Annotated in this window: 1 protein-coding gene; it reads right to left on the bottom strand. The window is 47.4% G+C overall.

Features of this window, described 5'->3' with window-relative positions; all coding sequences use genetic code 11:
- A partial coding sequence (locus CAN34_RS13885; protein ID WP_165767665.1) for a P-loop NTPase occupies positions 1–312 on the bottom strand: 312 nt, incomplete at both ends.

Raw genomic sequence — 312 nt, 5'->3', positions numbered from 1 at the left:
ATCGAGCACACCAACGCGGTTTCCTAGCTTTTGTAATGCTAAGGCAATATTGACCGTGGTGGTTGATTTACCGACGCCGCCTTTACCAGAGGCCACGACGATAATGTGGCGAATATGAGGATGTGGAGGAAGTGATGCTTGGGTAGGAGCCGCCTTAGTAATAGGTGGTTCTGCGTTTGGTGATTTTGTATTAGTGACGGGCTTCGATGTTGCTTTGCTATTATTACTCATTGCATCAATAGTCTTAGGCATCTGCTTAGGCAAAGTTTTAGAATCCCCTTTGGCAGGCGCTGGCAGGCGCACATTCATATG

The organism is Psychrobacter sp. DAB_AL32B, assembly GCF_002224105.1.
Classification (GTDB): Bacteria; Pseudomonadota; Gammaproteobacteria; order Pseudomonadales; family Moraxellaceae; genus Psychrobacter.
The sequence above is the reverse complement of the archived record's forward strand: the minus strand, read 5'-3'. Positions and strand labels throughout refer to the sequence as shown.